Raw genomic sequence first — 22,204 nt, forward strand, 5'->3', positions numbered from 1 at the left:
CCGGGCACCGGCAGTGCGGAGGAATGGGCCCCGCGCCGCGCGTGGTCGTCCATCCGCCGGACGCGGAGGGCGGGCGCCGTGTCCGCGTCGGCGGCGTGAGCCTCGGCCGGGCCCTCGGCCCCCGCGATCTTCTGGAGTTCCTGCGGCGGGCCGGCCTCGACCCCGACGACGTCTTTGACGATGCGCTGCTGATCGAATGGCGCGGCGGCGGGCCGGCAGTGTGGAGCCCGGACACGGACGGGGCGTGAGCACGGGGCGGGCCGCGACCCGGGGAAAGGACGGCCCGCAGTGCTGCGCCGGTCACGCCCGCGCCTGCTCTTCGCCGGCAAGCCGTCCCACACCGACGGGCGACTGACCAACGACAACCTGGCAAGGAGGCCGGGGTCAGCCCCGCGACGATGTTCCGGGCCAAGACCGTGCTGGCCGACTGTGACGCTCACACCGCGGCGCACGGCTCCCTGAACCCTGGCGAGGCCCGCCACGACGCCATCGTTCACGACCTGCGACGGAAACTGGCCCAGGCCAAACGCGAGATCACCGACCTACACCAGCAGCCGCCGCGGCCGCCACCGTCATCGCCGCCCTGCACCACGACAACCAACTCCTGGGAGCCGAGCACACCGCGGCCGTCACCGCGCTGCCGCCCCGCCCCCGCGACGAAGCCCCCGCCCGCTGACAACACCACCCCCTTACGCTCCTTCTCAAAGTCGGTAACAGCTACCGCGCGTTGAGGAGGAACTGTGTCAGTGGACGGTGATGGCCGAGGCGTCCGCGATGCCCTGGTCGGTCAGGAAACGGCGCACGTACTCCCTGTGGTCACCATGCAACACGATGTCAGCGCCACCCTGCGAGTCTGTGGCCAGGTTGCCGTTACACCTAAGCTCCTTCTTGAGGACAGTGAGCACCTTCTGCACGCTGACCTCCTTGGGAAGCCCCTGAACGTGCGTGAACGCTTTGACGCCATTCCTCATTTGCAGCCGCACGTGGATTTGGTCTGATCCAGTCCCGACCGGATCATGATCGTTGATGTTGTCGGCCACTGTGTCCTGTCCTCTTTCCGTTTTTGGAACCAGGCCATCGCCCGCTCCTAGTCGGACGGGCTTGGAAGGGACAGTTCTGCCCCATCCGAGCAGATCAGGCCGCCGCAGAGAACGCCATCACCCACGGGAGCGATAGCGTCCCTTCCGATCCCGGGTTCTCGCACTTCTCAGGGCCGCCGGCGAGCGCGGTCCCGGCGGCGGCCCGGGGTCAGACGGTGGGCGAGCCCGTGTAGTCGTGGCGCCCGTAGCCACGGCCGTCACCGTGCCAGTCCAGGAACAGAACCCTTGCTGCTGGCCCCCGCACACGGGGCCGGGCCGGCGCTGCGCGAAATGCGGTCGGAGCACGGCCTGGCGGTGCCGTAGGGTGGTGTTCACCGACGCGGGGTGGAGCAGCTCGGTAGCTCGCTGGGCTCATAACCCAGAGGTCGCAGGTTCAAATCCTGTCCCCGCTACCACACCGGAAGGGCCCGGATCCTCAAATGGATCCGGGCCCTTCTGCCGTACCGAGGCAGCTATGACGCCGGCGGCGGCCCCAACCGCGGAGTCACGCCGCGGACGAGCATCGGTGGTGCCGCAGCCGGCTGCGACGGCCCGCAGCTGCTCCGGCTCGGTCTCGCCACCGCCAGTTCCGACCGCAGCTCGCAGTGTTGTCGGGCTTGGAGTTCACTCGTCCGAGCGACCGACGCCGGGGAGAGCTGTGGCTACGCTGCCGGTGGGACTGCCTGTGACGGGGCGGCATGTGAGGGGGCGTCCGTGGTGTCGTTGGTGACCGAGGACGTTTTGCGGACCATGCTGGCGGCGCGCAGTGGTTTGTCTTCGGAGGGTTTGTGGGTTCAGGCGCATTTGGTGCCGCGTGAGTTCGGTGTCTCGTGGCCGCTGACCGATCGGCAGGCCGAGACCGTGGTGGCAGGCCTGCTCGATCGCCTGTGTCAGGTGCACCCCCCACCTGTGCCGGACAGTGTGGGTGGCGGGAAGGAAGCCGGCGCGGGTCGCAGGTACGTGTACCTGTCGGAGATCACTGATCGCTACCAGCGCTGTGACACCCGGCGGATCGTGGAGCGGATCCACCGGCGCGGGGCAACGCCCGCACTCCCGGATTTCGGCGGTGTGGACTACGACCCGCGGTCCGAGCGGGGATGGGGAGCCGCTCGCCCGGCTGCTCCCGATGCGGGCGGCAGGGCGAGCTGGGGCTGGTGGCATGCGGTGCGCAAAGCCGGACCACGGCCTCTGTACCGGATGCCCGACCCGTACACGGGTGAGGACGAGCCGCCGGTCGACCGTGCCCTGGCGCTGCGTGACGAGTTCGGTGACGGGGGCGCCTACCGTGACGCGCTGGCCGCAGCGGTACGCGAGGACCCGCGGCAGATCGACTGCTGGGCGCACCTCGGCACCGAGGCGTTCACCCGTGCCGACTCGGATATGGCAGTGCTCCCTGACGCCTTGGGCTATTACCAGACGGCCGTCGCGGTAGCCGAACTGTCGCTGCCCGCGGTGTTCAGCGGCGTCCTGGCATGGGACGAGCTGGACAACCGGCCCTTCCACCGGGCCCTGCACGGACTTGGACTGACGTGGTGGCGGCTGGGGGAAACGGAGAGGGCTGCCGCGGTCTTCCGCAACAGCCTGTGGACCAACCCGGACGACAACCAGGGCATCCGCTACCTGATAGGGCAGACGGAGACAGGCGTGCCCTGGCACCGAGCGGACCTGGAGTGAGTCTTCGACGATGCCGCGAGTCCTCGAAACCTGTCTTCGGCATTCTTGTGATCGTCTACGGCCGCCGGCCTGGGCAGCGGTGAGGCGAAGGCGGACCGGGGGCTTCCGTTCGGCGCAGGGTGCGGCCCGGTACGCGGTACCCGAGCCGGCGGCAGGGCGGGTTCCGCCCGGGAGCCCTTCGCACGTCGGCCGGGCAGACCACCCACGGCGGCAGGGCGGAGTTCTCGGTTCCGTGGTGGCGGCTGGTCAGGTGACGGTGACCCGCAGGACGTACGGCTCGCCAGCGCTGATCGCGGCGGCCTGTTCACGCAGGTCGCCCTCGGCGAAGCCGAGCAGGGCCTGGTCCGCGGCCCGGCGCAGGAGCGGCAGGATTTCGGCGACCGGTCGGCCTCGGTGCGACCGCGCGAGGTCGGCGAAGGCCCGTTGATAGGGGGCGCCGTATGTGCCGGTGCTGTCGGCGAGCAGCCGGTCCAGGTGCTGCCCGCTCACACTGATCTCGCCCATGACCCGCTCCGTTCCAACGGGGCCCAGCCCGTTGCGGGCCCTTGTCTTCGACGCTAGAAGCGAGGTCTGACAACGGCGGCGAAGTGCCCACGCCGTCTACTGGCCCCCGCCCGCCCGAACACCTCCACGGCGGCGCGCCGTATGCGCTTGGCCGGCAGCACCCTGCCCGAGCGGCAGGAGCGACTGACCTGGGAGATCACGGAACTGCGGTCAGAGCCGTCATGCCAGACCCCGCGTCGTCCCGGCCCGCTGCCGGCGCTTCAGCGCGCCGCACACCAGCCACATGCCGCGTCGCGCCAGGATGGGGCCCCGTGGGCCCGGAGCCTTCGGGTGACGGGAGCAGAACATTGATCAACGTGGACGTCCAGCGCTGCGGCAGCTCGATTGTGGTCACCGCCGCCGGGGAGCTCGACGATGGTGCGGGAGAAGTGTTCCAGCGCGCGCTGGACTACGTGACGATGGACGAGCGCGATCTCTTGGTGGACCTGCACGCCGTCGCGGCCATGGACGTCGACGGTCTGCTCCACCTCCTGCACCTGCACCGGCGCGCGGAGCGCATGCGCCTGAGGGTGGTGGTCACCGGCTGGCAGCCCCAGCCCCAGCAGTGCATGGCCAACGTGGCCGGTATCCCCGGCCCCAGAGCGGCCACCGGGGAGCGCTACGCCCTGGCGGGCTTCCGCCGGCTCCTCGAGGAGAAGGCGCAGCGCGCACAGGACCACTCTGACTTCGTCAATGACTGGCAGCCCCACGTCTAAGACCGTGTCCTATGTGGTGAGGCGTCGTTGATGTCGTCATGGGGCGGGGTACTTGGAGTTGGATTGTTCCGGACGGGCTGTGGGAGATCGCGGAGCCGCTGATCCCGCCGTCGAAGGTGCGGACTCAGGGCGGCGGGACTCAGGACACGCCTGATGAGACGCTGTTCGCGGCGATCATCTACGTGCTGGTCAGCGGATGCGCCTGGCGGGCGCTGCCGCCCTGCTTCGGGATATCGAAGTCGACGGCCCACCGCAGGTTCCTGATCTGGTCGAGGGCCGGAGTTTGGGGCCGGCTGCACGAGGAGATCCTGCACCGGCTGGACGACGCCGGCCTCCTCGACCTCTCCCGCGCGGTCCTCGACTCCGCCCACGTGAGGGCTAAAAAGGGGGCGAACTCACAGGTCCGAGCCCCGTGGACCGGGGCAAGCCGGGCTCCAAGATGCACGTCCTGTCGGACGCGAACGGGCTGCCCCTCCTCGTCGGCGTCAGCGCCGCCAACACCCACGACAGCCTCGCACTGAAGCCCATGATCACCGGTCACCAAACGAGACACGATCCCCACCGCGGCCGCCACCTCAAACCCCGGCGCCTCCACGCTGACAAGGCCTACGACGTTCCCCACCTGCGGAAATGGTTACGCGGCAAACGCATCGGGGTCCGCATCGCGCGCAAAGGCGTCGAGACATCGGAACGGCTCGGTCGGCGCCGGTGGGTCATCGAGCGGACCATGTCCTGGCTGACCGGTTACCGCCGACTGAACCACCGCTACGAGCGCCACCCCCGCAACTACCTGGCATTTCTCGGAATCGCCGCAGCCCTCTGCTGCTACAAACGGCTCGTCCGCCTCACCACATAGGACACGGTCTAAGGCGCCCTGGGGTCCCTTCGGCTCGGCACGGAACACCATTTCCGCCAGCGTGGAGGGTGCTTCAGGGGGAGGGGTCCCACGCCTCGGGGCCAGCTGCTCGCCATTCCACGAAGTCGGGGTCGGTGAGGTCAACGTCCTCGACGTTCTCCAGCCCGGCGTCGGCGAGGAAGACCCGGATGTCGGACGGGCGGTGCGCGACTCCGATGGCGACGCCGTCGTAGCGGACCCGGCGCCAGCCCTGCTTCTCCAGACTTCGCTATGTCTCATGAGACACGCAGATCACTCTCGTGTGGCCTGTGCCCGGCCGAGGGGGAGCGGGACGACAGCGGCTGATCGGTTCGTTGCGTGCTCGCGGAGCGAGGCGTTCTCGGCGAGGAGCGTCATGATGACGGTCGCGGCGGCATCGACGTCGTCTTGAAGCCGGCGGCATTTGTCTCGGATCTCGCGGAGCTTGTTGCGGAGGTCGCTGGTCTCGGTGTCGCGTTGTTGCTCCCGGAGCCCGGCGGGGCTGGTCCCTGTCCTGTTATCCCATTCGTCGAGGATGTCGTCGGCGCGGTTCATCGTGGCTCTGCTGACCTTGGCCTCGCGGCAGAGGTTGTTCTTGGTCAGCTTGCCGTCGGTGTGCTGGGAGGTGCCGGCGAGAAGCCGTTCCATCGCTTCTCGGAGAGCGTGCTCGGTTTTGGATGAGACGGTCACTGCTCGGCCTTCTTGATCATGAGGTTGACCTCGTGGAGCTGGGCATCAAGGACGGCTCTGCGGTTTCGGGGTAGCGAGGAATCGGACCGTAGGAGCGTCAGGGATGAGCGCTCGGCCTTCCAGATCGGCAGGTGCTCGGGTCCGAGGACGCTGTTGGCGCATCGGGACGGTTGGCAGCGGTCCAGTAGCGGGCCGCGGTGTCCGGGGGGAACGACTGCGTCCTCGATGCACTTCGCGCCGACCGGGTCGTCGTCGTTCATGGTGCAGTGATTGAGTTTGCCGAAGCGGATCGAGAAGCGGGTGCGCTGGAGCAGACTGTGCTCAACGCGAATGTCGCCGCGCTGGGCCTGGCCGGTGACACGAAGTTCTTCGGCTCTCTGGCGGACCGCGGTGAATGCCTCGCGCATTCGGTCGGCGCCGGGGCCAAAGCCGATGGTCTCGCCTCGGCCGTCGGCGGCGAACAGCTCTTTGAGGCGGTCGAAGCGGCGCTCGGAGACGGCGTCGTCGAGGTGTTTTGCCCAGGCTGGGTCCGTTTCCATGTAGCCGCCGGTGGTCCGGTTGGCCAGGGCCCGCGTGGCCACGTGCTTGAGTTGCATGCCGACGGCGATCTCGGAACCCGGGAAGTCCCGGGTGAGCATGGCCATGGTCCTGCGGAACATGTGCGGGGTGACATGTTGCGTCGGGATCTCGTCGAGTCCGGTGACGTGGCGGTAGCCGTTGACGCGTTTGACGAAGTCCGCCAGTGCGGACGCGCTGGTGAACGAGGTGCCAGGGTCGTAGCCGGGGACGGATGCGAAAGCGAGCTCAGGATGCTGGGACAGCCGCTCGGCGGTCGTGATCGCTTGTGCGACCGGATTGACGATCCACCAGTGCTTGGTGGGCAGGTCCGCGTCCAGCTTCCGCTTGGTCGACTTCACCGCCGTGGTGCCGAAGTACTCGACGACGGAGCCCTTGAGGATTTCTCGGATTTCGGAATCCCGCATCATCGACAACGCCGCGACGAAGCAGTAGCAGGCATTGCGCAGGGCCAGCGCCTCGAAGTGCAGCTGTTTGGGCTCGAGCGCCTCGTGCCAGGGGCCGCGGCTGCCGTCCGGCCGCTCGACCTCGGCCAGCATGGGGAGCAGACCGACCTGGATCCGGCCGTCCCTGGCGAGTCGTGCGATGGTCCGTCGGCGTTCAAGGCCAGCCTTGGTGCGGTCGGGGAAGAAGTTGTAGGAGCGGGGGTCTCGTCCGACCAGGGTGTTCATTGCCGTCCAGCTGATCGTGTCCTGCGGGCCTCCGGAGGGGCGGACGGGAACGCGGCTGGTGGGGTCGGCCAGCCAGGCAGCGAAGCGGCGGTGGATCTCGTCGATTGGGCCGTCGTGGAAGTTGGACTGGATGGCCTGCCATCTGTCGAGAGCCTTGAGGATGTCGGGGCCGAAGACGTTGATGTAGGTCCAGGCGGCGCGGACGAGTGGGAACCAGGTCTCCGGTTTGACCACGGGTGTCTTCAGGGGGGCATCACGTGGGATGTCGAGGATCTCGTTGACGCTCTGTTCGGGCCACGGGTCCCCCTTCCGGCCACCGCATGCCAGGACCTGCCGGAACCGGTGCAGGGCCCGGATGACTGTGATGTGGTCGATGAGACTTGAGGTTCCCGGGGTGTGATGGTGGTCGATGTAGCGGTGGAAGTCCTCGTCGCCCCACCGGGTGATGTCATGTGGAAGATGTTGGCTGGCGCCGAACGCGGCCAGAGTGTGGAGGTGGCTGATCCGCAGCCGGATGGTATTGACCTCGTAGGGGTTGGCCCGCAGGTGGATGCCCCGGGCCAGCAGAGCCGGGTGGCGCGGGTTGAGCCAGGTCATGGCCATTTCGCGGGCCAGGAGGTTCCAGGCTGGAGCCAGGCCGTGCAGGTGGATCCGCCGGTTGGCGCGGTCCTGGTTCGGCGGCCGGTGGATCACGTTGTTGAAGTCCCAGCAGCTGGCCTCCCCGAACCGGGGCGGGTTCGCGCCGGGCAGCAACGGATGTGACTGGACGACGGGCTCGTCGTCCCGAAAGACAGATCGGGACTTGGGCAGGGGCAGGCGGGTCATGCGTCGAACTCCACGTGTGCGGCGAGGGGAAGCTGCAGGGACAGTCCCGCAGCGGTGATCTGCCGGCGGGCCGCAGTGATCTCTGAGTCCGTGCGGGCCTTGATCGCCTCGTTGACGTTGACTCGGCTCTGTCCCCATAGCGCGTGGAAGTGCCGGGGCGAGAGCCGGAGCTGAAGCTGGGCCAGGTGGTCAGCGAACAGCAGCAGCTGGGGGAGGTTCGAAGGGAGCACGAACGCGTTGCGGCACTCCAGACAGCGGGTCGGGGCGACGGGGCAGAGCTGTCCGGGGCGGCCGAAGGGGGAGGTGAAGGGGTCCTTGCAGCTTGAGACGCCCATGTCGAGTTGGCCGGTCCGTAGGTCTTCGATCTCCTCGTGGGTCAGGCCCAGGGCGTTTGCCGAACCCGGTTCGCCCAGGGACCGCTCGGCTTCCTCGGTGAGCACGACGGGCCCCTCGAGGGCCTTGGTGAGCCAGCGGTTCTGGGCGGCGGCGATGACATTTCCGGAGATCACCCGCAGGGTGGTGCCGTGCGCGTAGTGGCGGTGGAAGACCTCCTCGCTGTGGTCGTCGGCGATGTCGCTGACCCGGCCCTTGAAGGCGATGGCCTTCTCGACCTTCCCCGACTTGCGTAGCCGGCGAATGTCCGCGGGACCGTCGATGCGGATGCCGTGGGCCTGGATCCAGGAGGCGAGGTTGGCGCCGTCTTGGGCGCCGTCGAACGGCGCGATCCGCAGGGAGTGGACGTTCAAGGAAGCTTTCAGGAACAGAGGTACTGGATCGGCGCCAGACCGCTTGGCCAGAGGCCGGCTCAACTCGAGGAGGGCGCGGACCAGCCCGGCGGCGTCCAGCCGCGGGGTAGAAGGGTGCAGTGACGCCGCCGGCTCGGTGACGGCGGTGCTAAATGCCTGCCGGGTCTGAGCATGGGCCCGCCCCTTGGCGAAATCGAGCAACACACTGCGGGGACCGAATTCGACCGCGTCCTCGGTGAGCGAGACGACTTCCTCGGGGGACCGGCCGGTGGCTGCCATCAACAGGATCCGGTAACTCTGCAGGTCAAGGTTGTGCAGATAGAGCTGACGGACCAGGAAACGCACCAACAGTCGTCTTCCGGAACCTGCCTGAGTCTCCTCGGCAAGAAGTTCGCGCAGCGACGCCGGCATGACCCGCCAGGGCGGCAGCTGCCGGAAGATCTCCTCGCAGGCCCCGTCCTGGTGGGCGATGGCCCAGAGAAGGTTCGCCGGCTGATGCCAGCCTCCCTCGGACGGATCCATGCCGGTCTGGGCGAGTTCCCACCCGCGCTCGATCCTTGCCTGGATCGCCAGATGGTCGGCCCACGCTGCCTTCACCAGCGCCTTCCTGTCCGCCCGCGTGAACTCATCCAACTCGGTGCTCTGCCCGCGGCGTAAGCCGAGGGGGCCACCCACCCAACCGGGCATGTGCCCCGCCACGGGGCGGTCTGGGTGGGCGATCCGGCGGGCGATCAGGGTCCGGATCCGTCCCGCGTGCCAGGCCGGCATGCGGGAACCGGGTGAGAAGTCCGCCGGTAGCAGGCGGATCCACTCGGTCACCGCGAAGTGCAGATCCGGTTCGGCCTTGCCCAAGGAAGCCGAACCGGCGCGAGGGACGGTGGCATCGACATGCTCGCAGAACGACTCGATCGCCGCCCGGTAAGCCCGAGCGGTGGCGGCGGACCAGATCGCGGCGGCTGCCAGCTCGACCCACTCGTCCGCAAGCTGATTCACCAGGTCTCGGCAGGTGTAGCCCGCCGGGTCGAGCGTGAACACGGCCTTGTCGCCGTTGCTCTCCAAGGCGGTCACTGCCCGCAACCCGATTGGGGACAGCTCAGACTTGGCGGACCGCGCGGCGGGAACCGGGAAGTCCCGGGTGTACTCACCTCGGCGCGGCATGGGCGTGCTCCTCCAGGTTCATCATGTGGCGTGCGATGGTGATGTAGGAGGCGCCGCCGACCGCGGTCCACTCCCGGAAGGCGTCGTCGACCTCCCGCATCGGGTCCTTCAGGTAGCGGACGTATCGGTAGGTGGTCGACGGACGCAGGTGGCCCAGTCGGCGCTGGACGATCAGCAGCGGATTGCCAGTCATGTGGTCCAGCAGCGTCGCTATGGGCAATTCCTGAGACGCGGCGTCACCGAGAACCTCCCTGGTCAGGAAGATCAAGAGCCGCAGGGCGAAGGTGTGGCGCAGGTCGTGGTAGACCCAGCGGTGCCGGGGCAACTGCGGTGCGGCCTGGTGCGACGACCACGTCTGCAGGCGGTCCCAGGCCCGCCATCGAACCCGGTCCCAGCCAGAGAAACTGAGCATCTTCCCTCCCCGGCCAACGAAGAGCGCCAGCGGCTCCAGGCCGCCACCGGTCTCCAGCACCGTGACCCGGCGCAGGTCCGGGTCCATGTCCTTGACCACCCGCGTGACGGTGCGTCCCTCAAGGACGCCTCGGAGTCTGCGGCCGTCGCCCTCGATCCGCGTCACGACGAACAGGTCCCGGTGCTGGCGCCGCAACGTGCGCTGGCTCGCCGCCACGATCTCGGGGCGCTCGATAGTCAAGTAAGGGTCGAGCAGTTCCATCGCGTCGGCCGGAACATAGACCGACCGGGGTTGCTTCCTCTTCGCGCAGGCCGCCAGATCGACGTCTGTCGTGCGCGGCCGACCGCCGGATTCCAGCCCGAGTTCGGGCAGCAGCAGGGTGGACCATTCCTGGATCCGCATCCCGGTCAGCAGAGCGAGCTCGCAGGCTGCCCGGTTGCGGTGCGGCCGCCATCCGTGGAACGTCGCATCCAGCCCGGCATCCGGGGTGAGCCCCGCGAAGCCGACATCGCGGAAGTAGACGTACTGTTCGATCTCCATGTGCCGGACCCGGACGTCCGTGCTGGTGCCGCTGCCCAGCGATTCGCCCTGCAGCGTCGACCGCCAGGGCCGGGCCGTGACGTATCCGATGTCCTTCAAAAAGTCGTAGAGCTGCCCGATAGCTGCCGCATCCCTGTCCCAGCTTGGCTCCTCGATCGTCTCCTCTGCGTCGTCGAGACGCCACTGCCGGAACTGAAGGATGTCCGACTCGGTCGCCGAGCGCAGGTCCAGCCCGCGGGCCTGCAAGAAGCCCAGCAGCATGAGCACTGTGTAGGCGTAGGACCGCATGGTCTTCGGTCTTTTCCGACGCAAAGCCAGCCTCCGGAACCATGACGACACCGGTTCGATCGGCCGCATCGCGTCGTCCAGCAGGACAGGTGTGCCGGCAGGCAACTTGTGGCGCAGTAACGCCTCCGCGAACAAGGTGCGGTCAACTCCCGCCACATCCCCGCCCCGCCACACCGCGCGGTGGTTCGCGAAATACAGTCGCACAGTGCCCCCGAGGCTCTTGTACGCGGCTGGGTACGTTCGCGCGTACAACGAGTGCCAACGGAGCAGCCCCTCCGAGGCCACGGGACACCGCCCAGATATCACTCAGATGAGACACAACAGAGTGTCTGGAGAACCCTGCTCGTCTGGCGGGTAGACGATCAGCTTGGCGGACATGCGCTTCTTCTCCGCCCTCCCAGCGGCACCTGGCCGCGGGCGAACGGGTGACGACCGCCCTGTGAAGCAGATCGCGGCCTCTGGCGGCAGCCGCACTGGTGGTTTCGGCTGCGGGGTACGTTCGGTAGTACGGGGTGTGGCCCTGGCCACCGAGGCCGCGACGGGGGTCGCACCCCGACATCGCAAACGTCCCTGCGGTACACATACGGGGTCCGGGTTCCCCAGCCCACAGGGAAACCCGGCCTAGATGGGTTTGTGTGCGTCCGCTCGGAGATCCAAATCGGCACGTGTGATCGTCTCGCGAATCCGCTGATTCCTGCGCGTGCCAGGAGGTAGGAGGCCAGGCCTCCTCGACGATCAGGGTCCGCCGTTCATTCCTGGACACACCAAGGCGACAGGTTCTTGGCGCGGACTCGCCGGGTCCCGCTGATACCGGCCTACGGACGTACGCCGGGCCATCTATACGCGCCACAGGTCCTGCTGATTTCACGGCCTGCGGGTGATACGCGTTGAAGAAGCGGGCGGAGCCCTTCTGCCGCAGATACTCGCTGACGCGAGAGGGTCCCCATGCTCGCCGTCCGGATCCGACGGGTTCCGACGCGCGCGGGTGAGACTTGCGGGGATGGCTCACCCAGCGGAGGCGGAGCCCGGTGCCTTGGCATTCTCCAGGTGCGCTGTCCCGAGGGACAGGTCGGTGCTCACCCATGTTTCCGGTGACGAGGGCCGGCATCCGCAGGCTGGCCATGATGAGGTCGACCAGCCGTTCATGCCCTCGCCCAGCGCGACTGGAGAATCCGACAGTGAAGCAAAGAACGATCACCGGCCGTTGATTCCCGTCCGTACGGGTTGGGTTCCTCCCACTCAAGCGCTTCGGCGCTGGCTCCTCGTCGATACCCGCGCGTGCGGGGCGGATTCCACGAACCTGAAGCCGCGAGTCACATCTGCCGACGATTCTCACGCGGGCAGGCCGGACACATCGCGAGCTGCGGTATCCGTAGGGGTTCTGTCTTTAGTTGTCAGCCAGGGCGGTCAGCTGTCGGAGGAGGGCCTGACACTTGGCGGCGGCTTCATGGGCGCTTGGGAGGGGTTGTCGGCGGTAGGAGTGGTGCTGTGCGGACCATAGGCCGGTCCATTGGGCGACGGGGGCTATGGCGTCGTCCCAGAATGCAGCTTGTGCGAGTGGCCTGTGGGGGATGCGGGTGCCGTGGTGGCGGGCGATTTCGGCGTGGAGGACGCGTTGAACGAAGGGCAGGTTGTAGGCGATGCAGCGGCGGCCGTGCAGGGCGTTGGTGAGGTCGTCGAGGATGTCGCTGAAGGTGGGTGCGTGGCGGGTGGTGTGCAGGGTGTGGTGGTGGAGGCGTGTGGCGTCGGGGGTGACGGGGTGGTTGGGGTTGATCAGTTCGTTGAAGACGGTGCCGTGGGTGCTGCTGACGGCGATCTGTAGGGCCCTGGGATCGTGTAGGCCGGTGGTTTGGATGTTGATGACGCGCAGATCCGGGTCGCCCAGCGTGAGGCGTGCCCATTCCACGGCGTGGGCGCGGACGCGGGGCCAGGTGGGCGGGCGGCGGAGGGCGCGGATGGCGTTGGCGAAGTCGGTGTGGAGTTCGCGGGTTGCCTGGATGTACCAGCCTTCCCCTGGGCGTGCGTGGAGGGTGCCGAGGTAGTGGGTGTGTTGGTAGACGGCCCAGGTCGGGCGGTCGGTGTCTGCTGGGCGGACGCAGTGGATGGGGACGGTGTCGACGTCCTGGGTGAAGAGGTGGGGTAGCCAGCGGGTGTCGGTTGCGGTTGGGGGTCGTTCCATCCGGAGGTGGCTCCGTGGGTGGCGGTCTCGGGGTGGGGCAGCGGTTTGTGGTGGTGCTGTTCGAGGGGTTGGACGAGGAGGAGGCCGCATCCGTAGGCACGGAAGCGGCCGAGGCCTTGGGTGAGGGTGTCGGCGAACGTGTGGGGGTCGGTGACGGTGAGCGTCCCGGCGACTTCGCCGCGGCTGATGACCATGTGGTGTTTGGGGCTTTGGACCGTGAGTGTGGGCAGGGTGCGGGCTGTGAGGCGGTTGGGATGGGCGTCGGCGCCCATCAGGGGGCTGCGGTTCCAGTTGGGTGTGTTGGCGGGCTGGAGGCGGTCGGTGAACCAGTCGAGGGTGGCGCTGGGAGAGGAGTCGGCGGGTCCGTCGCGGGTGTAGCGGCCGTTGTGGAAGCGGTAGCGGGCGGGATTGACGGCGACGCGGAAGCGGTACTGCTGTCCGGCCGTGATGGTCAGGTCGACGGTGTGCGACTGGGGCGGGGTGGCGAAGACGTTCTGGGGGAAGGCGCTGAAGTCGGCCGGGACGCGTGACTGGATGATGACGGTGAGGGTGCGCCGGACGAGGTCGGCGGCGGTGGTGAACAGGATGCCCATCTGGGCGCGGGGGTGGGGGTCTCCGTCGGGTACCCAGTGACGGAAGGGCCGCATGATCATGCGGTGCATGTCCTGGTGGTCCAGGAGGGCTTTGGCGACGTCGGGGTGGTCGAGTTCAAGCTCGGCGAGTGTGTGGTGGACGACGACGCGGGCGGTGGGAGTCACTGCTGCTCCGTGGGCGGGTTCAGGGTGACGCGTTCTTCCCAGCGAGGCGCGCGGATGCGCTGGTGGGAGGCGTAGCTGACGGGCTGGTCGTGGACGTCGTGGGCTCTGGCTGTGGGGCGGGGGACTTCGAGCCAGGCGGTGGTGGGGGCCGGGCGTGAGCGGGGAAGCAGGGGGGTTTCGGCGAGGGCCTCGTCGAGGGGGCCGGGGCGGATGCCGTGGTAGAGGGGCTGGGTGGGGGCGCAGTGTTTCTGGCCGAGCCACAGCAGGCGGCGGGGTTCCTGCAGGCGGCGGGCGAGTCGGCGCAGGAGGGCTTGGTCGGGGCTTTCGAGGCCGGCGAGGAAGGCTGCGTCGGCGAGGTACCAGCGGTCGGAGAGCTGGGGGTAGCGGGTGGTGTTGTTGGCTTGGAGGTTGCCGCTGTGCGGGTCGGGGGCGATGTTCTTGGGTGTGCAGTACCAGTCGCTGAGGCGGGGGTTGTCGATGCGGCCGAAGGTGGGGCCGGTGGCGGTGTCGGTGTCGGGGGCTGCGCGGTCGGCGCGGGCGGGGTCGGTGATGAGGTCTCGGGGGCGCAGGGGGTAGCGGCCGCCGCCGGTGGTCTGGAAGTCGTGGACGAGGGCGCCGGGCCGGTCGGCGCGTACGCCGAAACGGAGTGCGGCGAGCGTGGCGAGGGGCAGGTAGTCGTCGGCTTCGTCGCGATGTTCGTCGCGGTCGTGGCCGTCGGCGGCGGCGAGGATGCCGATGACGCCGCTCTTGGTGGGGCGGGGCAGGCTGTCACGGTTGTTGAAGGCCGAGAGGGTCCCCCAGGACTGGGTGAAGGCCTCCAAGCGGACCAGCAGGGTGTGGGGGGCGCTGTTGCTCATGTGGGCTGGCCGGCGGTGAGAGGAGTGGCGAGTTCTTCGGGCGTGTGGACCTCGAGGGGGCCGAGCTGTCCGGACAGGCGCAGGTCGTCGAAGAGTTCGCTGACGGCGAGGTCGTAGGTGAGGACGGTGCCGGGGTCGAGCTTCTGCTTGCGGGTGATCATCGCGTGGTGCTGGAGGAGCCGCGTGGCGCCCTGGATGCTGGGTGCTCCGGCGGAGGGCTGGATGGCCTCTTCGAAGCAGGTGGCGTAGTTGTACGGGCGCTTGCCTTCGTGGACCAGGACCAGCTTGGGCAGGGTGCCGGGGGCCGCGGTGGTGTTCTTCTTCGCGCCGGGGACGGCGTTGACGAACGCGTCGAGGAAGGCCTGTTCGGCGGCGCGGGCGTAGTCCTCGATCTCGTCTTCGGGGGTGCCGCCGTTTCGCAGGTTGCGGCGCAGGAGGGCCCGGTCCAGGACGCTGTGGGCGTAGAAGGTTCCGCTGACGAAGGGCTGGTAGCCGGTCATCCCGGCGCCGCGGTTGTCGGCGAGGGGCAGGTCCTGCTCGGGATCTTCGGTGGCGAGGGGATCGATCGCGTTGAGGAGGGCGAGGGCGTTGGTGAAGTCGGCGCCCTGCCTTTGTCGTGCGATTTTCCTGTCGTCTGCCGCACTGAAGTAGTCCTCGACGATGTTGGCGGGCTCCACACTGAACGCGGTCGTCGTCTGGATGGCGCCATCGACGTTGCCGCCGGTGGCGATCTCGGTGAGGAAGCGGCCGTACAGGGCGATGTCGATGGCGTCGGCGGGTGCGAGGGCGGCGATCAGCTGGTTTCTGACCTTCTGGGGCATGGGGGGCGTCTTGTCGTCCTTGCCTGCGGCCGCGGGGGCTGCGTCGTCGTCACCGGTGGCGGCTTTGCCTTTTGTCTTGCTCTTCTTCGTCTTCGTGTCGGCGCCGGCGGCCTTTGCCGCCGCGGCTTTGGCGATCCACGTGGCGAGTTCGTCCTGGTGGGTGTGGATGACCTTGGCGAGGGTCTCGCCGGCGTTCTCGGGGGCGAAGACCATCACCTTGGTGAGGTAGGCCGTGTTCGTTGTGGCGCCGAAATTGAGGCCGAGGCCGTTCAGGGCTGCCCGGGCGGTGTCGAGGGCTTCCTGGTGGTCCCACCGGTGGGTGTGGTGCAGGGACTCGGCGGTGCTCAGTGCCCACTCACGGGTCCGCAGGCCCCACGCTCGGGAGGCCAGGGGGCCGGCACCGAGGTTCGCCTGGTCCCGCATGTGCATGCGGTGTGCGCGGCGCTGGGTCTGGGGGCTGAGGGTGACGCGGTTGGCGTCGCCGTACCAGCACTGCTTCGGCCGGCCCAGGGCATCGCGGACGAGGAGGACGTTGGACTGGGTGCTCAGGCTATGGCAGTTGAGGTAGGGGGCGTCGAGGGTGTTCACGGGATTCTCCTTGGTGGGGGGAACACGTTTCGCGGGGGTGAGCTCTGGGGGTCAGGAGGTTGCGCTCTGGCGGGTGCGGCTGGCGGGCGTGTAGAAGCTGCGCGCCCACTCCTTGCGGACGCTTTCGTGCCGGCGGGGCCAGTCGGCGAGGTCTTCGACGAGGGATGCCCAGTGGGGCGAGACGGCTTCGGCGGCACGCAGCCGGTCGACGGCCTCGGAGAGGACGGCGGCCGGCATCGCCCGGTCGCCGGTCAGTCGCCTGAACACGGCCAGACACCCTGGATCGGCGGGACCTCGTGAGAGGCCCAGGCCGATCCGCCGGCATGCCGACCCCATGTCGCCGGATCCGTACAGGCGCGCCCAGTCCATGGTCGGCATCGCCGCGTGGTAGCGGGCGAAGAGATGCGCGGTGAGTTCGTAGGCCGGCCGCTGGGCTTCTCGGGGAGCGAAGGCCGCGGCCACGGCGAGTGCCTCCAAGGCCTCGCTGCGCAGGGGCCCGGACGGCGCCGATTCCTTCAGGGGTTTGAGGAAGTCGTGGTTGCGTGTTTCCACGAGGGATACAAGCCAGCGTGCGAGTGCCCTGCTCGGTGTCGTTTTCGCTTCCGATTCAAGGTCCGGTGCTTCCTCTGCCGGCAGGGCGCCTGCGGGTGCGGTTGGCATGTTGGCCTCCAGAAATTCGGCGGGGAAGGCGCGGTTGCTGTGCAGCACGGTGGAGAGGCGGTCTTCTGCCTTCACCTGAGCCTCCAGCGCGAGGCCGGACGCCGGGAGTGAGCGCAGGCCTTCGTCCAGCGCTGCCCGGCTGAGCGCGGTGACCGACCGTGCGAAGTCGGCCCGGGCCTTCGCGTGGAGCAGGGGGTGTGCCTCGGGAGGGTCTTCGTCGGCGACGGCGATGGCGTCGAGGAGGTCGTGGAACGCCCCCTCGAACCGTGCCCACAGCAGCGGCCCAGGGTGGAGCCGCTCGAGGATGTCCTTGCGTTCTTCGGGACGGGCGTTGGGAAAGGCGATGTCACGGGCGATGACGGCTCCTGACCGCACCGCCCGCTCGGCGGCCGCACACCAGGCGGCGCCATCGACAGCCGCCAGGTGCAGGGGGCGCAGCTGAGTGCCGACGAAGGGGTAGGTGTCACTGACCCAGCCGACCGGGGTCCGCTGGTTGGTGATGAGTCCGACCGACCAGATGTCCACCTTTCGTTTCACCTTCGTCAGGCGTGCGAAGAGGTCTTCGTCCTTGGCGTTCTTGGGGTCCTGGCTGCCGGTACCGGCGTAGAGGGCGGCCGCGCTGCGCCACAGGGCGGTGTCGCTGCGGACCTGCTGCGGGCGGCCGTCGACGAGGACGGCGTCTTGCAGGAGGGTATGGGGCAGCTCGTGCATGAGGTCGCCGGCACCGACGAGGACCCGGTCCACGACGATGCTGCCGTCCGGGCCGATGGCCGGGGAGAGCAGGATCGACCGGCCCAACCAGCTGTGGAGATCGGCGGGCCCGTCCGGCGTCCGCGGCATGTTCGCACCGTCACCGGTGAAGGTGCGCCGGTCCTGGCAGCCTTCGGTCCAGGTGAAGTTGTAGCTGCCGGCCTTCTTCACGGGTGTCAGGTTCAGGCGCAGGGTGTCCGCCAGGCAGTCCCCCATCGCCAGGTTCCGTACCCGTGTGGCGTTGCGGCCCAGCGCGCCGTAGGTGAAGGGCCGGCCGAGCCAGCCGTTCATGGCCTTCATCCGGCCGCCCGGGTCGTACATGTGCTTGGTCAGCATCGCCGCCAGCGCCTGGGCCGCGGTGGGACGCAAGGGGTGGTGGAGGTGGACGTGGTCCTCCAGCTGGGCCCCGTCCCCCGCCCGCTCGATGTCGAGCTGGGCAGGCCCGTAGCCGTGGGCGTCGATGAAGGGGGCCAGCAGACTGTTCTGTCCGAAGGGCCGCTCCGGATGGAATAGGTCGAGCCGGCCGTCGAAGTCCGCGCGCAGCACCTCGGCGGCCTCGGCCAGTGGGCGCCGTTGAAGCACCCACTCTCTCCATTCCTTGGTGGTGCGGGGGTGGACACCGGTGACGTACAGCAGGCCGAGCAGCAGCTCGTACAGCGCCATGCGGACGCCCGGCGAGATGTGCACCAGCCCGTGGATGTCCTCTGCCTGCTCGAAGACCTCCGTGACGGACAGCTGTGAGACCTGTTTTGCCTGGTCAGAGCCGATTGTCAGTGCCGTAATGCAGGATTCATGCCGCAAGTCGTAGTGAAGACGGTCAAGTGTCTCTAAAGTAGCGTGAATGGTGGCCAAAGTGGACACTCTTCCTTGTCGGGTATGCGGGGCACAGCCTCATGCGCAACCGGGCCTCAATCCCGAAAACGACGCGCCGCACTCACTCCCCTGGCTCTGGCTATGGGCCAAAACTGACCGGTTCGGCCTCAGCCGCAAACGCGGCGGACCCCCCTGGAACACCCTCCTCGCCCACTGCCTCGACACCGCGGCCGTCTGTGGCGAGCTGTTCGACCACTACCTGGCTACCCCCGTGCGCGCCCGCTTCGCCCAGGCGTTCGGCGCCGGAGACGCTGCCACGGCCCGCCGCGTCCTGATGCTTCTCGCTGCGGCCCACGACATGCCCGGCAAAGCCAACCCGGCCAACCAACTGCGCTTTCCCCAAAACCAGAACCCCGAACTCGCCGCCCACGGCCGCCGCTGGCAAGCCGAGGCTCAAGCCCATGGCCTACCCCTCGGGGGCCTCCACCGCCCGGCCCCGCCACACGCCCACGTCACCGCCCGCTACCTCCCCGCACTCCTCGGCTGCCCCTGCTGCACGGACGACGAACGCCACAGCGGCCCCGAGCACGAAGGCCTGCACGCCATCGCCGCGCTCCTGGGCGGACACCACGGCCACATCCCCAACTCCACCGGCATCACAACCGCCGAATGCGACCTCACCCCGGCCTGGCGACACATCCACCGCGACGTCCTGGACGAACTCGCCCGCCTCCTCGACGTAGACCTCGCCACACTGCCCGCCCTGGTACACCCCGAACGGCCCAGCGTCCTCGCGCTCTTCGCCGGCCTCGTGGTCCACAGCGACTGGATCGCCTCGGACGAATCCCGCTTCACCTACCGCACACCCGAAGCCGTCGGCACCGACACGAACCTCTGGTGGCACGGCAGCCGCACCGAAGCTGCCACCGCGATCCGTGAACTGCGCCTGCACCGCTGGCAGCCCACCGAGCTGACCTGGGCCGAGCAGATGCCCAACACCCCCAAGCCGCGCCCCGCACAGAGAACCGTCATCGACGCCCGCATCACGACACCGAGCCTGGTGATCATCGAAGACACCACCGGAGGCGGAAAGACTGAGATCGCGCAGTACCTCACCCACCGCCTCGCCCTCACCTGCGGCTACCACGGCGCCTACTTCGCCCTCCCACTGCGCGCCGCAAGCGACCAGCTCGCCCGCCGCTACCGGGACTACCTGACCGTGATCCTCGGCAGCCACGAAGCGGCCAACCTCGCCGTCGTCCACGGCAGCGCCCACGCCTCCGAGATCAGCCGCGAACTCCAAAACGCATCAGCAGCCGCCACCGACCCCCACCTCATCAACCTCACCACCTGCGACGACCCCGACTCCCACCAGCCGGCCTCCGTCGTCCTCAACACCTGGTACGAGCAGCGCAGCCGCGGTCTCCTCAGCTGCTTCGGCGTCGGCACCATCGACCAGCTCGTCCTCGCCCCGCAAAAGTCCCGGCACTGGTTCCTGCGCCTCTACGGCCTGGCCAACAAGACGGTCGTCATCGACGAAGCCCACGCCTACGAGCTCTACCAGCAGCAACTACTCGGCGCGGCCATCGCGTGGCTCGCCGACGCGGGCGCCAGCATCGTCGTCCTGTCCGCCACCCTCCCCGCCAACCAGCGCCACGCCCTCGTCGCCGCCTGGTGCTCAGGCCTGCAGACCAACCCCTGCGCCCCGAAGCCCAGCGGGCCCATCACCGTCATCGACGACCAAGGCCGCTGTCGATCCCTGACCCCCGCCCGCGGCAAGAGCCGACGCACACACCGCACACGCATCCGCCTCGTGACAGACCCCGGACCGGAAGCCCTGGCACACACTCTTCTCACCCGGCACACCGCCGGCATCACCACCGCCATCCGCAACACCTTCGCCCGCGCCGAAGACCTCCACCAGAGCGTCCTGGCCCAAGCAGAAGAGCACGGCTGGAAAACCGAAGAGATCCTCCTGCTCCACGGCCGCTACTTCGAAAGAGACCGAGCCCGCCACCAAGCCGTCCTCGAAGGCAAACTCGGCCCCCACCCCGACCCCGCCCTACGGGCGAACACCCCCAACCCGGACCGCCCCGCACGCTTCCTCCTCATCGGCACCCAGGTCCTCGAACAGAGCCTCGACTACGACACCGACCACCTCTACACCGACCTATGCCCCTTCGACCTCCTCCTGCAGCGCCGCGGACGCCAAGGCCGGCACACCGTCAACCGCCCCAACCACAGCCACCTCGCACCCCTCACCCACGTCCTGTGGACCCCCGGCGAAAGCGGCCTGCCACACCTGCCCCGCCCCGGCGCCCCCGGCGTCTACGACCCCTACATCCTCGCCGCGACCTGGCACGCCATCCACCAGCACATGCCGACCCACGCACCCCTCACACTCACCAGCACCGCCGACACACAGCGCATCCTCACCACCATCTACACGACCATGCCCCCGCATGGCGACACCCCCATTCACCAGCTGCTCCACACCCTCCACCCGCACTGGCAACGCCGCCTGCGAGACGAACGCAAAGCCGCCGAAGGACGAGAACTGCGCCCCTATCCAGACGGAGAAGCCGTCACCTACGAGGACCTCGCCTCAGGCCCCAACCACGGCGCCGCGGACGACGACCCGGGCCACCCCGCCCACCTGGCCGCCCGATCACGCCTGGGTACCCCCTCCATCAACGTCATCGGCCTCTACCAACACCCAGACCGCATCACCTGGGACCCCGAAGGCAACGAACCCGCAGACCTCCAGCGCTACCACCCCTACGCCGACCAGGACCGCGAAGCCCACCGACTTCAACGCCGTCACTTCCTCCTCAACACCGTCCGCGTTCCCCACCACTGGATCGGCACCAACCACCTGCCACACCCCGCCACCTGGGCCAAACCCGAACCCGCACCGTCACTCAGCGATCGCCACACCCTGCTGCTACGCCCGGACGGCCACCCGGTAGACCGACGACTCGCGCACCTGACCTACACCCCACAAACGGGCCTGTCCCACCGGCGAAGCCCACAACCACAGGTAGCTTCATGACACCCCGCAACCGCGGGAATCAACGGGAAGACTGCCCCCTTTGCAGCTCCCACTTCCCTCACGACAGGGACGGGGCGGGGCCGAAAACACGGCCCCGCCCCACCACCAGCCACGAGCACTCCCAGCCAGACCGCCCCAACCCACCCGTACCGCCAGGGCCAAGGAATGGGCACGCCGGACTCCTCGGCGCGCCTTGGAGACCACGGTGATCATCTAGGCGGAACGAGTCACCGCCGCAGCGTGGCGCACCACACGCCAAGCCCTACTGCTCCGCAACGCCCCACAATGGAGGAAAAGGGACGTACCCCCACCGCCGTGGCCGCCGCATCCACGGGGCCTTCCACAATTCAAAAGTGCGTAGATCGCTCCAGAACCCGCAGGTCAGGAACTATCCAACCCGTACGCGCGGGGATCGACGGAACTCGTCCACGCCGGCGCCCGCGTTCCCGGTATCCCACCCGTACGCGTGGGGATCGACGGTCGACCGCCGTTCGGGAGCGGGCCATGTTCGCATCCCACCCGTACACGCGGGGATCCACGGGGGTGCGGCTGCGAGTACCAGTGCACCGGCTGATCCAACCCGTACGCGCAGGGATCGACGTCCGACTACGCCAAGAAACCCGGCGAAAGGGCAACCCATACGCCCGGGTTTCGACGGGAGTACGCCAAGCAGGGATGGAGGGAGATGGCGTCCAATCATTACTCGCGGGAATCAACGGTTCATAGCCCGCATCGCCGGGGGCGACTGGGGATCCACCCCGTACACGCGGGGATCGACGGCCCACCGGCCCCATCGGCGTGCTGGCCACCGGATCCAACTTGTACACGCAGGGATCGACGGATCCTTTCTCCGCCCAAGCTGATGGCGGACGAATCCAACCCGTACATGCGGGGATCGACGGGCTGCGGTCACTCTCGACAAGATGAGCAAGGG

15 protein-coding genes, 1 tRNA gene and 1 pseudogene are annotated in these 22,204 nt (G+C 68.5%); 6 read left to right on the forward strand and 11 right to left on the reverse strand.

Annotated elements, in window-relative coordinates:
• The first annotated feature begins 23 nt into the window (after nucleotides 1-23).
• Nucleotides 24-248: a hypothetical protein gene (locus ACFYZL_RS36525; protein ID WP_388685110.1), complete on the forward strand. Its 225-nt coding sequence runs from the start codon at nucleotides 24-26 to the stop codon at nucleotides 246-248.
• Between the two features lie 495 nt (nucleotides 249-743).
• Here ACFYZL_RS36525 and ACFYZL_RS36530 read toward each other — a convergent pair whose 3' ends face one another.
• Nucleotides 744-1,040, reverse strand: coding sequence for a hypothetical protein (locus tag ACFYZL_RS36530; RefSeq protein ID WP_388685113.1), 297 nt, complete (start codon nucleotides 1,038-1,040; stop codon nucleotides 744-746).
• A gap of 378 nt (nucleotides 1,041-1,418) precedes the next feature.
• Between ACFYZL_RS36530 and ACFYZL_RS36535 the strand changes: the two genes are divergently transcribed.
• Both ACFYZL_RS36535 and ACFYZL_RS36540 read left to right on the forward strand, forming a co-directional pair.
• Nucleotides 1,419-1,495 (forward strand) — tRNA-Met (locus tag ACFYZL_RS36535).
• 310 nt (nucleotides 1,496-1,805) lie between these two features.
• Nucleotides 1,806-2,753: a hypothetical protein gene (locus tag ACFYZL_RS36540; protein WP_388685115.1), complete on the forward strand. Its 948-nt coding sequence runs from the start codon at nucleotides 1,806-1,808 to the stop codon at nucleotides 2,751-2,753.
• 246 nt (nucleotides 2,754-2,999) lie between these two features.
• Here ACFYZL_RS36540 and ACFYZL_RS36545 read toward each other — a convergent pair whose 3' ends face one another.
• Nucleotides 3,000-3,257, reverse strand: coding sequence for a hypothetical protein (locus ACFYZL_RS36545; RefSeq protein WP_388685117.1), 258 nt, complete (start codon nucleotides 3,255-3,257; stop codon nucleotides 3,000-3,002).
• Nucleotides 3,258-3,613: 356 nt separating this feature from the next.
• Between ACFYZL_RS36545 and ACFYZL_RS36550 the strand changes: the two genes are divergently transcribed.
• The gene (locus tag ACFYZL_RS36550) at nucleotides 3,614-4,012 is read left to right on the forward strand and encodes an STAS domain-containing protein (protein ID WP_388685164.1); all 399 of its coding nucleotides are present in this window, start codon (nucleotides 3,614-3,616) and stop codon (nucleotides 4,010-4,012) included.
• Nucleotides 4,013-4,050: 38 nt separating this feature from the next.
• Nucleotides 4,051-4,868 (forward strand): IS5 family transposase gene (locus ACFYZL_RS36555; RefSeq protein ID WP_388685120.1). Its coding sequence is split into 2 segments (ribosomal slippage): nucleotides 4,051-4,393 and nucleotides 4,393-4,868, totalling 819 coding nucleotides; the frame shifts between segments, so codons are not numbered across the junction.
• A gap of 291 nt (nucleotides 4,869-5,159) precedes the next feature.
• Here the strand turns inward: ACFYZL_RS36555 and ACFYZL_RS36560 are convergent.
• The 9 genes and pseudogenes from ACFYZL_RS36560 to ACFYZL_RS36600 form a co-directional block, all read right to left on the reverse strand.
• Nucleotides 5,160-5,576 carry a hypothetical protein gene (locus tag ACFYZL_RS36560; RefSeq protein ID WP_388685122.1) on the reverse strand — a complete coding sequence of 139 codons (417 nt, stop codon included), beginning with the start codon at nucleotides 5,574-5,576 and terminating at the stop codon, nucleotides 5,160-5,162.
• Nucleotides 5,573-7,648 carry a hypothetical protein gene (locus ACFYZL_RS36565; RefSeq protein WP_388685124.1) on the reverse strand — a complete coding sequence of 692 codons (2,076 nt, stop codon included), beginning with the start codon at nucleotides 7,646-7,648 and terminating at the stop codon, nucleotides 5,573-5,575. Before ACFYZL_RS36565 ends, ACFYZL_RS36560 begins: the two co-directional genes overlap by 4 nt.
• On the reverse strand, nucleotides 7,645-9,462 hold the full coding sequence (locus ACFYZL_RS36570; RefSeq protein ID WP_388685127.1) for a hypothetical protein: 1,818 nt from the start codon (nucleotides 9,460-9,462) through the stop codon (nucleotides 7,645-7,647). The genes ACFYZL_RS36565 and ACFYZL_RS36570 overlap by 4 nt, the downstream gene beginning before the upstream one ends.
• A 73-nt stretch (nucleotides 9,463-9,535) precedes the next feature.
• A complete protein-coding gene (locus ACFYZL_RS36575; RefSeq protein WP_388685129.1) occupies nucleotides 9,536-10,996 on the reverse strand; it encodes a tyrosine-type recombinase/integrase in 1,461 nt (486 codons plus the stop codon).
• A 1,183-nt stretch (nucleotides 10,997-12,179) separates the two neighbouring features.
• A complete protein-coding gene (locus tag ACFYZL_RS36580; RefSeq protein ID WP_388685167.1) occupies nucleotides 12,180-12,971 on the reverse strand; it encodes a 3'-5' exonuclease in 792 nt (263 codons plus the stop codon).
• Between the two features lie 122 nt (nucleotides 12,972-13,093).
• Nucleotides 13,094-13,633, reverse strand: a pseudogene (locus ACFYZL_RS36585) (type I-E CRISPR-associated protein Cas6/Cse3/CasE); the annotation flags it as partial.
• 92 nt (nucleotides 13,634-13,725) lie between these two features.
• Complete coding sequence (cas5e, locus tag ACFYZL_RS36590) at nucleotides 13,726-14,586, reverse strand: type I-E CRISPR-associated protein Cas5/CasD (RefSeq protein WP_388685132.1); 861 nt, start codon at nucleotides 14,584-14,586, stop codon at nucleotides 13,726-13,728.
• Nucleotides 14,583-15,995: a type I-E CRISPR-associated protein Cas7/Cse4/CasC gene (locus ACFYZL_RS36595; protein WP_388685135.1), complete on the reverse strand. Its 1,413-nt coding sequence runs from the start codon at nucleotides 15,993-15,995 to the stop codon at nucleotides 14,583-14,585. The genes cas5e and ACFYZL_RS36595 overlap by 4 nt, the downstream gene beginning before the upstream one ends.
• Nucleotides 15,996-16,046: 51 nt before the next feature.
• Nucleotides 16,047-18,266, reverse strand: a complete 2,220-nt coding sequence (locus tag ACFYZL_RS36600; RefSeq protein ID WP_388685137.1) for a type I-E CRISPR-associated protein Cse1/CasA — start codon at nucleotides 18,264-18,266, stop codon at nucleotides 16,047-16,049.
• Here ACFYZL_RS36600 and cas3 point away from each other — a divergent pair.
• On the forward strand, nucleotides 18,247-21,270 hold the full coding sequence (gene cas3 / locus ACFYZL_RS36605; protein WP_388685139.1) for a CRISPR-associated helicase Cas3': 3,024 nt from the start codon (nucleotides 18,247-18,249) through the stop codon (nucleotides 21,268-21,270). The genes ACFYZL_RS36600 and cas3 overlap by 20 nt on opposite strands.
• The last annotated feature ends 934 nt before the right edge of the window (nucleotides 21,271-22,204 follow it).

Origin of the sequence: Streptomyces sp. NPDC001717 (assembly GCF_042892775.1) — a bacterium.
Classification (GTDB): Bacteria; Actinomycetota; Actinomycetes; order Streptomycetales; family Streptomycetaceae; genus Streptomyces.

Bases quoted from the DNA above. Each gene is read 5' to 3' on its own strand.
- ACFYZL_RS36525 (WP_388685110.1), top strand. From the start codon at position 24: ATGGGCCCCGCGCCGCGCGTGGTCGTCCATCCGCCGGACGCGGAGGGC.
- ACFYZL_RS36545 (WP_388685117.1), bottom strand. From the start codon at position 3,257: ATGGGCGAGATCAGTGTGAGCGGGCAGCACCTGGACCGGCTGCTCGCC.
- ACFYZL_RS36565 (WP_388685124.1), bottom strand. From the start codon at position 7,648: ATGACCCGCCTGCCCCTGCCCAAGTCCCGATCTGTCTTTCGGGACGAC.
- ACFYZL_RS36580 (WP_388685167.1), bottom strand. From the start codon at position 12,971: ATGGAACGACCCCCAACCGCAACCGACACCCGCTGGCTACCCCACCTC.
- cas5e (WP_388685132.1), bottom strand. From the start codon at position 14,586: ATGAGCAACAGCGCCCCCCACACCCTGCTGGTCCGCTTGGAGGCCTTC.
- cas3 (WP_388685139.1), top strand. From the start codon at position 18,247: ATGGTGGCCAAAGTGGACACTCTTCCTTGTCGGGTATGCGGGGCACAG.